This window comes from Arthrobacter sp. 05T47 (assembly GCF_056395825.1).
The window spans coordinates 75170-86470 of record NZ_JBFTKG010000017.1; the positions used below are offsets into that span (position 1 = coordinate 75170).

Genomic DNA, 11301 nt, shown 5'->3' on the forward strand with positions numbered 1-11301 from the left:
GAGGGACGCAGCGTCCCGGCATGAATATCAACTGGGAACTCGTSTGGTCCTCACTGGGCCCCCTCCTGGCGGGTGCGATCACCGGCACCATCCCKTTGGCGCTGGCATCCTTCGGCCTGGGCCTGCTGCTGGCCCTGGTGGTCGCCCTCATGCGGCTGAGCCGCAACCGCCTGGTCTCCGCGGTGGCGCGGATCTACATCTCCGTCATCCGSGGGACCCCGCTGCTGGTCCAGCTGTTCGTCATCTTCTACGGGCTGCCGTCCATCGGCATCACCATCAGYCCCTGGCCCAGCGCCATCATCGCCTTCTCCCTGAATGTSGGCGGCTATGCCGCWGAGGTCATCCGGGCGGCCATCCTGTCCGTGCCCAAGGGGCAATGGGAGGCCGGSCACACCATCGGGATGTCCCGCCACCAGACCCTGGTGCGGATCATCCTGCCGCAGGCCGCRCGGGTCTCAGTCCCGCCGCTGTCCAACACCTTCATCAGCCTGGTCAAGGACACCTCGTTGGCCTCCCTGATCCTCGTCACGGAACTGTTCCGCGTGGCGCAGCAGGTGGCCGCGTTCAGCCAGGAATTCATGCTGCTGTACCTCGAGGCGGCRGTCATCTACTGGATCATCTGCCTCGTCCTTGCCAGCGGACAGTCCGCCTTGGAGAAGAGATTGGACCGCTATGTCGCCCACTGAGCTCCCTCCCACGCAGCCCCCGCTGCCTGACGCCGCCGTTCCGGAGGCTGCTGTTCCGGCGGACGCACTGCTGACCGTCAGGGGCCTGAAAAAGGCCTTCGGCCAGCATGAAGTGCTGAAATCCATTGACCTCGAGGTCCGYCGCGGCGAGGTGGTCACGCTGATCGGGCCCTCCGGATCAGGCAAGACGACAGTCCTGCGGTGCCTGAACGGGCTCGAAGTGCCCGACGCCGGCGTCGCCGAATTCGCGGGGCAACTGACCGTCGACTTTTCCACGCCGGTGGCGAAGAAGCAGGTGCTCGCCCTGCGGGACCGCAGCGCCATGGTGTTCCAGCACTACAACCTCTTCCCGCACAAAACCGTCCTCGAGAACGTGATCGAAGGCCCGGTCCAGGTGCAGAAGCGGCCCAAGGCGGAGGCTGTCCAGGAGGCCCGGGACCTGCTGGCCCGCGTCGGCCTGGCCGGCAAGGAGAACAGCTATCCCTTCGAGCTCTCCGGCGGCCAGCAGCAGCGTGTGGGGATCGTGCGGGCCCTTGCCCTGCGCCCGCAACTGCTGCTGTTCGACGAGCCMACYTCGGCGCTGGACCCCGAACTGGTGGGAGAGGTCCTGGCCGTCATCAAGGAACTCGCGGACGAAGGCTGGACCATGGTGGTGGTCACCCACGAGCTGGCGTTCGCCCGCCAGGTGGCCGACGAAGTCATCTTCATGGACGGCGGCGTGGTGGTCGAACGCGGCCACCCGGACACCGTGCTGCGTGACCCCCGGGAGGAACGCACCCGGCAGTTCGTGGACCGCCTGCTGAACCCGTTCTAGGKCAACGGCCAGCGCCAAGCGAATAYAGGGAAGCAAACGCGGCGACTAAACTTGGGCGGGTGAACGACACCCTGCCCCCGTGCCCCGAATGYTCCAGCGAATACACSTACGAAATGGGGGCMCTCCTGGTCTGCCCGGAGTGCGCGCACGAATGGTCCGCATCCGCGGAAACTGACAAAGACTCCGWCGSCGACGGCCCGGATGCAGGRGCAGACGCCGACCCCGTTATTAAGGATGCCGTTGGAAACGTCCTCGCCGACGGCGACACCGTCACCGTGGTCAAGGACCTGAAAATCAAGGGCAGCTCCACGGTCATCAAGGTCGGCACCAAGGTCCGCGGCATCCGSCTGGTCAACGGCGTGGGCGACCACGACATCGACTGCAAGGTCGATGGCGTGGGCCCCATGCAGCTCAAGTCCAGCGTCGTCAAAAAGATCTGACCGGGGGCAGGCCGTGACTGCGGAGACGGCGACTGYGGAACCGGTGCGGCTGGCCGACGTCGTGGTGGTYGGCGCCGGCCAGGCAGGACTGTCGGCGGCCTACCACCTGCAGCGCCGCGGCTTCATCGCCGCCGGCGCCGTCGGGGCCGGCACTATGCGGCCGGGCGCAGCAGGSCRGCCGGCMGCGGGGGACCGGCCMGCGGGGACGTACATCGTGCTCGACGCCGAGGACGGCCCCGGCGGGGCCTGGCGCCACCGCTGGAAGAGCCTGCTCATGGCCACGGTGAACGGCATCAGCGACCTCCCGGGAATCCCGCAGCCCGCMGTGGACCCCGCCGAGGCCAGCTCCAGTTTCCTCACCCGCTATTTCGGCGGATATGAACACGATCTTGGCCTCGCGATWCAGCGGCCCGTGAAAGTACGGTCGGTGAGCCGGGARGACGGGAAYCCCGCCGGGCGGCTGAACATCACAACGTCCGACGGCGGCTGGTCGGCCCGCGCCGTGATCAACGCGACCGGCACCTGGACCCGGCCGTTCTGGCCCATCTATCCGGGCCAGGCCAGCTTCCACGGCCGACAGCTGCACGTCGCCGACTACGTCTCCGCCGAGGAATTCCGTGGCCTGCATGTCRTCGTGGTCGGCGGCGGGATCTCGGCCGTCGGGCTGCTYGACGAAATCTCCCAGGTCACCAGCACCTCCTGGTTCACCCGCCGGGAACCGGYCTGGCGCGAGGCTGSCTTCGACCGGCAGGCGGGCCACGACGCCGTCGCCCTTGTCGAGGACCGGGTGCGCCAGGGCCTCCCGCCGCAAAGCGTCGTCTCGGTCACGGGGCTTGTCTGGACCCCGGCCCTGCGCGCCGCCGCGGCGCGCGGCGTCCTGGACCGGCACCCCATGTTCACCGCGATCGAGCCCGRCGGCGTCCGGTTGGCCGACGGCAGCTTCCTTCCAGCCGGGGCAATCCTGTGGGCCACSGGATTCCGGGCCGAACTCGAACACCTCGCCCCGTTGCACCTGCGCGGACCCGGCGGCGGCATCGCGATGRAAGGCACGCAGGTCGCGGCCGAGCCGCGGGTCCACCTGGTCGGCTACGGACCCTCATCCTCCACCATCGGCGCCAACCGTGCCGGCCGGGCCGCCGTCGCGGGGATCGTCGCGCTGCTGGCCGGTCCGGGATAACGTAGGAAAGCGTAAAACGCAGCACTGCAACACCGCTGAGTCCGGCCACCCGGCCTCCTCGGCCCATGAACCAAGCCCGAACAGAACGGCGGCACAACGCGCGTGGCGGACACCAGCTTCGATTCCCTCTTTGCCCGGCTGAGAAGATTCCCGGATGTCGAGGCCGCCAACCTGCAGGCCTGGGACGCCACCGACCGGCTCCTGCTSGAGACCGCCCTTGAGATGCACTCGGCCGGCCTGCTTCAGCCCGGCGGACGGCTCGCAGTGGTGGGGGACCGGTATGGTGCCCTGACGCTCGGAGCACTAACGCTGGGGGACGAGACGCTCGGGGCGCAGCCCGTCCGGGTCCACCAGGACCTCATCACCGGTGAACGGGCGCTGCGGGCCAACGCCGAGGCCCTGGCCATCGACACGGGCTATGAAAACCTCCCGCTGGGCGCCGGCCTGCTGGCGGGGGCCTCCCTGGTACTGCTCCAGTTGCCCCGCTCCCTGGCSGAACTGGAGGAAATCGCCGACGCCGTGGCCCGCYACGCGGCGCCCGACGTCGTCGTGCTGGCGGGCGGACGCGTCAAACACATGAGCCTGGGCATGAACGCCGTGCTGGCGCGCTACTTCGAGGACGTCCAGCCGCAACTGGCCCGGCAGAAATCACGGCTCCTGCTGGCCCGGCGCCCCAAGCAGGTCCCGACCGAACCTCCCTTCCCGGTCACGGAGGTCAATGAGGAACTGGGGCTCGCCGTCTGCGCCCGGGGCGCCGTCTTCGCCGGCACCGGGCTGGACATCGGGACCCGGTTCCTGCTCGACTTCCTGCCCCGGATGCCGCMCGCCACCCATGCCGTGGACCTGGGCTGCGGCACCGGAATCCTCGCCGCGACGTACGCCCGCGCCAACCCCGGCGCCCGCGTCACCGCCACCGACCGGTCYGCGGCCGCCGTCGACTCGGCCCTCGCCACGGCCCGCGCAAACGGCCTGGACAGCCGGATCGAGGTGCTCCAGGACGACGCCATGAGCTCCCTGCCGGACGCCAGCGCGGACCTGATCCTGCTCAACCCGCCCTTCCATCTGGAGGCGGCCGTCCACTCCGGCGCCGGGATCAAGYTGATCGAAGCCGCCGGCAGGGTGCTTGCCCCCGGCGGKGAACTCTGGACCGTGTTCAACAGCCACCTGCACTACCGGCCGGCACTCGAACGCCTGATCGGGCCCACGCGCGAGGCCGGCAGGAATCCGAAATTCACCGTGACAACCAGCACCCGGCGGCCGTAAAAGGTGAAACATAGTGTCTGTAAAGCACAAGTGTGGGCGCACGCCTGCACGTAACGTACGATTCTGACAACTGCTGTGCGTGGCCAAAGACGTTTAGAGGTATCAGTGACCGAGTTCCGGCAACCCTCGCCGAGGCGAGGGACCAACCTACCGAAGATGGGTGATTTCAACCTCACCGTCATCCTGGACGCCATCCGCCGCACCCCGGGCGGCCTGAGCCGCGTGGAGCTCGCCCAGATCGTCGGACTTTCYCCGCAGACCATCTCCAAYATTTCCCGCCGCCTGCTGGACCAGCGCCTGATCGTCGAGGCWGGCAAGGAAGGCACCGGCCCGGGCAAACCAMGGACCATGCTCCGGCTGAACCCGGCSGGGATGTATGCSGTAGGCGTCCACTTGGACCCCGCTGTACTGACGTTTGTCCTGCTGGACCTGCTCGGCGCCGTCGTCAGGCACTCGCGGATCTCCACYCCGCCCGGTACCGACCCSCGCRCGGTCATCGACACCATCGCGGACGAAATCAAGAGGCTCATCACGGACTCCGGGGTGGACCCGGAACGGATCGCCGGGCTGGGGGTGGCGTCGCCGGGCCCCATCGACCTGAACGAGGGCGCCGTCGTGGACCCGCCSCTCCTGCCGGGGTGGGACCATGTGGGGCTGCGGGACGCCCTCGCGGAGGCCACGGGCCTGTCCACCCTGATGGACAAGGACGTGACCAGCGCAGCCGTGGCCGAAACCTGGGCCGGCGGCCCCAGCGGCGAGGGCAGCTTTGTCTTCATGTAYATGGGGACCGGGATCGGCTGCGGGATCGTCCTCAACGACGAGGTGGTCCGCGGRACTTCGGGCAACGCCGGGGAAATCGGGCACATCATCGTGGACCCCGGCGGCGCCCTCTGTGACTGCGGGCAGCACGGCTGCGTGAAGTCCTCCGCCATTCCGCAGGTCCTCGTGGCGCAGGCCGAGGCGGCCGGGGTSCTGGACGGCTCGCTCCAGGACAGGAGCGCACCGGCGGTCCAGGAGCGCTTTGCSGAGCTGTGCCGCATCGCCGATGCSGGCAACGWTGAGGCCAGGGARATCATTCGCCGCTCCGCYGTKCTCGTTGCCCGTGCGGTCTCGGCCGTCACCAATGCCCTGGACGTGGACCGTGTGGTGTTCGGGGGCCCGTTCTGGACGTGCCTGTCAGAGGCCTATCTGGAACTGATCCCTGCCCTGGTGGAAGCGAACAGTGCCACGCGGAAGATCCAYGGGATCGAAGTGGTGGGCACAGGCGTGGGCGAGGACGTGGGCGCCGTTGGTGCGGCCTGCCTGGTGCTCGAACACACGCTGGCGCCGAAGTCGCAGCGGCTGCTCCTGGGGGACTAGGCGGGGGACTAGGCSSGACCGGTAGGACCAGCCGGCGTCAGTCGATGTCCTCAACCACCGTCCCGTACGGGATGGTGTCATCCAGATGCGCCTGGTGGCCATGGGGAAGCACGAGGATCCGGACCCCGTGCAGCTGGTCTGCGGCCGACTGCATGAGGATGGGCCGGACTGTGTTGATGAAACTCTCGCTCTTGCCGGCGAGGTATTCCTGATAGCTGGCTGGAAGCTGGATCATTGCAACAGGATAGCCCTGACCGGGGGCGATGGGGAGAGCAGCCGGCRCCGGCCRAAAAAGGCCCCGCCGGGCGAACATTATTCTGCCGGGSATCRCAAACGGCCGTAAAGGTGCGTCTTAATTCGGGGACRGACTTGAAGGGCGCCGCGGCCGGGCCTTAGAGTTCTAAACAAGTTACCTCAGTAACGTGTCAGCGATCCTCCGCTGAAGGTCGCCCTTGGAAAATTYCACGGGCGGTCCAGGAGGGTGTGGGTGCCCCCATGTGGGCCTGACATTTGCTCACGGACAACTTCGCTTTTCGGGCGTACCAGTCGCGGCTGCGCCCTGTTGAAGTTCCCTCCGTGTTCCCCAACTCAATTCACTGACGGCAGTGTTTCCGTTTCTGTTCCCGGTCATCCGGGTCCCGGTCACCTGAGATCAGTGTTCACAGCCAAGGACGCAAATGTCACCACCAAGTCTTATCGATACCCATCCCAATCTTGCCGGCGCGGCCCCTGTTGCGCTGTCCTATGAGCTGTTCCCGCCGCGGTCGCCCGCRGCYGCGGAATCCCTCTGGACCACCATYGGCGAACTSGAAGCCACCGACCCGGACTATGTGTCCGTGACCTACGGGTCCAACGGTTCCAACCGCAGCACCGCCGTCGACCTCATCAACAGGCTCGTGCAGGAAACGACGCTGCGGCCCCTGGCCCACCTGACCTGCGTCGGGAACTCCCCGGAGGAACTGGCGGAGATCATCGGTGAACTGCTCGACGTCGGCGTCCGCGGCATCCTCGCCCTGCGCGGCGACCTGCCCAAGGACGGCGCRACCCCGCCGCCGGGATCGCTCCGGTACGCCCAGGACCTGATCGAACTTATCCGCCGCGTGGAACAGCGCCGCTCGGCACTGCTGTGCGCCGGCCGGGTCGCGGTCGGCGTCGCCGCCTACCCSACCCGGCACCCGGAATCCCCGAGTGAGGCGCACGACGTCGAGGTCCTGCTGGCCAAACAGCGCTCCGGTGCCGACTTCGCCATCACYCAGGTCTTCTTCCACACCGAGCAGTACGCGGACCTCCTGACCCGGGCACGCCGGGCCGGGGTGACCATCCCGATCATTCCCGGRGTCATGCCGCTGACCAGCCTCCGGCGGCTCGCGCGGCTCGGCSAATTGACCGGYGTGGAACCGGCACCGGAACTCATCGAACGCCTCGCGGCCGCCGATACCGACGCCGAGCGGACCCGGATCGGCGTGAGCGCCACGGTTGACCTCGCCAACGCCGCACTGGCMGCCGGCGCCCCCGGCATCCACCTGTACACGTTCAACGAGCACGCCGCCGCCCTGGACGTGCTGGACAAACTTGCTTTGCCCCGGCCGCGCAGCGGCAACAAGAACAGCGGCAACCGGCACAGCGGCAACCGGCAGGGCGCCGGCCGCATCAACGCCTCCCGTCCTGCCGCCGGCGCCCAGCTCGCCAGCTGAGCACCCCCACCTTCGTCATCTGTCAACGACAACTCAAGGACTCCCCATGACTGAACAGCTCACCACCCCCTTCCCGTCCGCCTCGATCCTGGGCTACCCSCGCATCGGCCGCCGCCGCGAACTCAAGAAGGCCGTCGARGCCTACTGGGCCGGCAAGATCGACGCCGCAGCCCTGGACGCYGCCGCCAAGGAAATCCAGCTCGGCACCGCCAAGCGCCTGCAGGGCCTGGGCCTGAGCGAGGCCGCCGCMGTTCCCGGCACCTTCTCCTACTAYGACCAGGTCCTGGACGCCGCCGCCCACCTCGGCGCCGTGCCGGCCCGCTTCGGGAACCTCCTCAACGCTGAGGGGCAGCTCGACATCGACGGCTACTTCACCCTGGCCCGCGGCAACAAGGACCAGCAGCCGCTGGAAATGACCAAGTGGTTCGACACCAACTACCACTACCTCGTGCCGGAAATCGGCCCGGAGACCAACTTCGCGCTGACCTCCAACCGGATCGTCGAGGAATTCGCGTACGCCCTCGCCAACGGTGTGGAGACCCGCCCCTACATCGTCGGTCCGGTCACCTTCCTGCTGCTGAGCAAGGCCTCCGACGACGCCCCGGCCGGCTTCAGCCCGCTGTCCCGCCTCGAGGACATCCTCCCGGTCTATACCGCACTGCTTCAGAAGCTCGCCGCCGCCGGCGCCAGCTGGGTCCAGCTCGACGAGCCCGCCCTCGTGGTGGACCAGGACACCCCGGCCGTGGAAATCCAGGCCGCCGTCGCCCGYTCCTACGAGGCCCTCGCCGCCGCGGCCCAGCGCCCGCAGCTGTTCGTCTCCACCCCGTACGGCGCGCTCAACGGCCAGCTCGGCACCCTCGCCGCCACCGGCATCGACGCCCTGCACCTGGACGTCTTCAAGGGCGRKGTCCCCTCCGCCGCCGCCCTGGCCGCGCTGGGCAACAAGACCCTCGTCGCCGGCGTCGTGGACGGCCACAACATCTGGCGCAACGACCTCGCCGCCTCCGCSGMSAAGATCGCCGAACTGAAGAAGTCGGTGGCCAMGCTGGCCATCAGCACCTCGACCTCYACCCAGCACGTCCCGCACGACGTCGACGAGGAAGTCCAGCTCTCCGAGCAGCTGCGCAGCTGGCTCGCSTTCGCCGACCAGAAGGCCGTTGARGTTGTCACCCTCGCCGGCCTGCTGACCGATCCGGCGGCCGTCCAGCCSGCCATCGACGAGGCCRCCCGCGTCATCGCCTCCCGCGCCGAGGCCGAGGGCGTCCGCCGCGGCGACGTCCGGGCCCGCACYGCCGCCCTGACCGACGCCGACTTCAACCGCTCSGCCTACGCSGTSCGCGAGGCAGCCCAGGAGAAGGCSCTGCACCTGCCGCCGCTGCCCACCACCACCATCGGRTCCTTCCCGCAGACCTCGGAAATCCGCACCGCCCGGGCCCGCGCCAACCGCGGCGACCTCACCACGGAGCAGTACGAACAGCTCATGAAGGAAGAGATCAAGCGCGTTGTGGAGCTGCAGGAAGAGCTCGGCTTCGACGTCCTGGTCCACGGCGAGCCYGAGCGCAACGACATGGTCCAGTACTTCGCCGAGAACCTCGAAGGCTTCGACGTCACSGTGCACGGCTGGGTCCAGTCCTACGGCTCGCGCTGCACMCGCCCGTCCATCCTGTGGGGCGATGTCACCCGCAGCGCCCCGATCACGGTGGAATGGGCCAAGTACGCGCAGTCCCTGACCAACAAGCCGATGAAGGGCATGCTCACCGGMCCGGTCACCATCCTCGCCTGGTCCTTCGTCCGCGATGACCAGCCGCTCGGCGAGACCGCCAACCAGGTGGCCCTGGCYCTCCGCGACGAGATCGCCGACCTCGAAGCCGCCGGCATCAAGGTCATCCAGGTSGACGAGCCCGCCCTGCGCGAGCTCCTGCCGCTGCGCAAGGCAGACCAGGCCGCYTACCTGGACTGGTCCGTGAAGTCCTTCCGCCTCTCCACCGCCGGCGCCGCGGACGCCACCCAGGTCCACACGCACCTGTGCTACTCCGAGTTCGGCGCCATCATCGACGCGATCGACGGCCTCGACGCCGACGTCACCTCGATCGAGGCGGCACGCTCCCGCATGGAGGTTGTCCACGACCTCGAGTCCCACGGCTTCGGCCGCGGCGTGGGCCCGGGCGTCTACGACATCCACTCGCCCCGCGTCCCGGGCGAGCAGGAAGTCACCGAGCTGCTCAGCACCGCCGTCAAGCACGTCCCGTCCCGCCAGCTCTGGGTCAACCCGGACTGCGGCCTGAAGACCCGCGGCTACGCCGAGACCGAGGAGTCCCTGCGCAACCTGGTCACGGCCACCAGGACGGTCCGCGCCGAACTGCTCGAAGCCGCCAAGTAGCACGCAGCTGAACTAATCCGCTTCACCACATACGACGCCGGCCGGTCACCTCGCAAGGTGGCCGGCCGGCGTCGTACGTTCTTAGTCATCGATTGCTGAGCAGGTGCCGTTTTGAGCTCTCAAAAGGGCACCTGTGGAGCAATCGATGGATTCCGAGTCAGGACTCCCAGAGGATTTCGTCGTCCACGACGCCGTCCTCATCTGCCGAAGCGACGAGCACCTCGTCGGTGAAGTGCTGGCCCAGCGTGAAGTCGAGGACGAAATAGCGTTCCGGCTGGCCGGGGTAGATGCCCACATGGCCCAGCTTGAGCGCCTTGAGGAAGACCTCGTCGGTCAGCTGGCTCTTGTTCTCAACGCCGAAGACCTTCTTGAGGTGTTCTTCCTTGATCGCGTTGCAATGGAAGTGGCGGTACTCCTGCGGGCTGGTGCCTTCCTGGTCCAGTTCCTCGGCGATCATTTCGCGGACCTGGTCCACGAGTTCGGGCAGGAAGCGCAAGCGGTAGTCAACTTTATGCATGGCGGCTTCGTCGAAGTGGTCATGCGCGTTGACGTTCAGGTCAAGCTCCACGGTCTGGCCCGCCAGCTCATGCGTGGCGGTCAGATTATGGTCCCTTCCGTGGTTGAGCTCGACCTCGCCGAAGTGCTTGCTCGCTACCTTGTTCATACCTTCAACATAGTCCTGAAAACCGGACCATTCCAGCGTTGGAAAGGTTTTATCCGCTTCCRGACCGGCCRGGTGCGGTGTGACTGTACATTGATCGGATGCAGCATGTAACCTCACCCGTTCTCCGTGCCCGGGYCGTGTTCGACGCCGGGTCCACMCGTCCGCTGACCTGGCGGCTGGATCGATTGCGCGGCCTGCGGCGCATGCTTGCGGAACAGCAGGCGGCCCTCGCCGAGGCCCTGGCGCTCGACCTCGGCAAGCACCACACCGAGGCGCAACTGTCTGAGATCGGGTTTGTCGACGCCGAGGCGGCCCACATGGAGCGGCACCTGGAAGAGTGGCTGCGGCCCCGCCGCGTGCCGGTGCCGCTCACGGTGCAGCCGGCCCGGGCCTGGACAGAGCTCACCCCGCTGGGCGTGGTGCTGGTGATCGGGCCGTGGAATTACCCGGTGCAGCTGCTGCTCGCCCCGCTGGCCGGCGCCCTGGCCGCCGGGAACACCGTGGTGCTCAAGCCAAGTGAACACGCCCCGGCCACCTCGGCCGCGCTTGCCCGGTGGATTCCCGAATACCTCCCCGGCGCCGCCGAGGTGGTTGAGGGCGGCATCCCGGAGACTTCGGCGCTGCTGGCCGAACGCTTCGACCACATCTTCTTCACCGGGGGAGAGGCCGCGGCCAAGGTGGTGATGCGCGCCGCGGCCGAGCACCTGACCCCCGTGACGCTGGAGCTCGGCGGCAAGTCCCCGGCCTACGTCGATGTGTCCGCGGACCTGGCCGCGGCGGCCAAGCGGATCGCCTGGGGCCGGTTCATGAACGCCGGGCAAACC

11 protein-coding genes are annotated in these 11301 nt (G+C 68.1%); 9 read left to right on the forward strand and 2 right to left on the reverse strand.

Annotated features, from left to right (window positions below):
* Positions 1-20: 20 nt before the first annotated feature.
* The 6 genes from AC1DEY_RS13460 to AC1DEY_RS13485 all read left to right on the forward strand — a co-directional run bounded on the left by AC1DEY_RS13460 (position 21) and on the right by AC1DEY_RS13485 (position 5739).
* The gene (locus AC1DEY_RS13460; protein ID WP_441408763.1) at positions 21-686 is read left to right on the forward strand and encodes an amino acid ABC transporter permease; all 666 of its coding nucleotides are present in this window, start codon (positions 21-23) and stop codon (positions 684-686) included.
* Entirely contained in the window at positions 673-1500 is an 828-nt protein-coding gene (locus AC1DEY_RS13465) for an amino acid ABC transporter ATP-binding protein (protein WP_476868361.1), read from the forward strand. Before AC1DEY_RS13460 ends, AC1DEY_RS13465 begins: the two co-directional genes overlap by 14 nt.
* A 59-nt stretch (positions 1501-1559) precedes the next feature.
* Positions 1560-1940: a zinc ribbon domain-containing protein YjdM gene (locus AC1DEY_RS13470; protein WP_476868362.1), complete on the forward strand. Its 381-nt coding sequence runs from the start codon at positions 1560-1562 to the stop codon at positions 1938-1940.
* Between the two features lie 61 nt (positions 1941-2001).
* Positions 2002-3117, forward strand: a complete 1116-nt coding sequence (locus AC1DEY_RS13475) for an NAD(P)-binding domain-containing protein (RefSeq protein WP_476868369.1) — start codon at positions 2002-2004, stop codon at positions 3115-3117.
* A 102-nt stretch (positions 3118-3219) separates the two neighbouring features.
* Positions 3220-4380: a class I SAM-dependent methyltransferase gene (locus tag AC1DEY_RS13480; protein ID WP_476868363.1), complete on the forward strand. Its 1161-nt coding sequence runs from the start codon at positions 3220-3222 to the stop codon at positions 4378-4380.
* A 156-nt stretch (positions 4381-4536) separates the two neighbouring features.
* Positions 4537-5739, forward strand: coding sequence for an ROK family transcriptional regulator (locus tag AC1DEY_RS13485; protein WP_476868364.1), 1203 nt, complete (start codon positions 4537-4539; stop codon positions 5737-5739).
* Between the two features lie 37 nt (positions 5740-5776).
* On the opposite strand, the gene AC1DEY_RS13490 is transcribed toward AC1DEY_RS13485, so the two are convergent.
* On the reverse strand, positions 5777-5974 hold the full coding sequence (locus tag AC1DEY_RS13490) for a hypothetical protein (protein ID WP_441408769.1): 198 nt from the start codon (positions 5972-5974) through the stop codon (positions 5777-5779).
* 442 nt (positions 5975-6416) lie between these two features.
* On the opposite strand from AC1DEY_RS13490, the gene AC1DEY_RS13495 reads away from it, so the two are divergent.
* Positions 6417-7433, forward strand: a complete 1017-nt coding sequence (locus tag AC1DEY_RS13495) for a methylenetetrahydrofolate reductase (protein ID WP_476868365.1) — start codon at positions 6417-6419, stop codon at positions 7431-7433.
* Between the two features lie 46 nt (positions 7434-7479).
* On the forward strand, positions 7480-9813 hold the full coding sequence (gene metE, locus AC1DEY_RS13500; protein ID WP_476868366.1) for a 5-methyltetrahydropteroyltriglutamate--homocysteine S-methyltransferase: 2334 nt from the start codon (positions 7480-7482) through the stop codon (positions 9811-9813).
* Between the two features lie 157 nt (positions 9814-9970).
* Here metE and AC1DEY_RS13505 read toward each other — a convergent pair whose 3' ends face one another.
* On the reverse strand, positions 9971-10477 hold the full coding sequence (locus AC1DEY_RS13505) for a DUF2004 domain-containing protein (protein WP_441408772.1): 507 nt from the start codon (positions 10475-10477) through the stop codon (positions 9971-9973).
* 98 nt (positions 10478-10575) lie between these two features.
* Here AC1DEY_RS13505 and AC1DEY_RS13510 point away from each other — a divergent pair.
* Positions 10576-11301: aldehyde dehydrogenase family protein (locus AC1DEY_RS13510; RefSeq protein ID WP_476868367.1), on the forward strand; the 726-nt coding region annotated here is incomplete at its 3' end.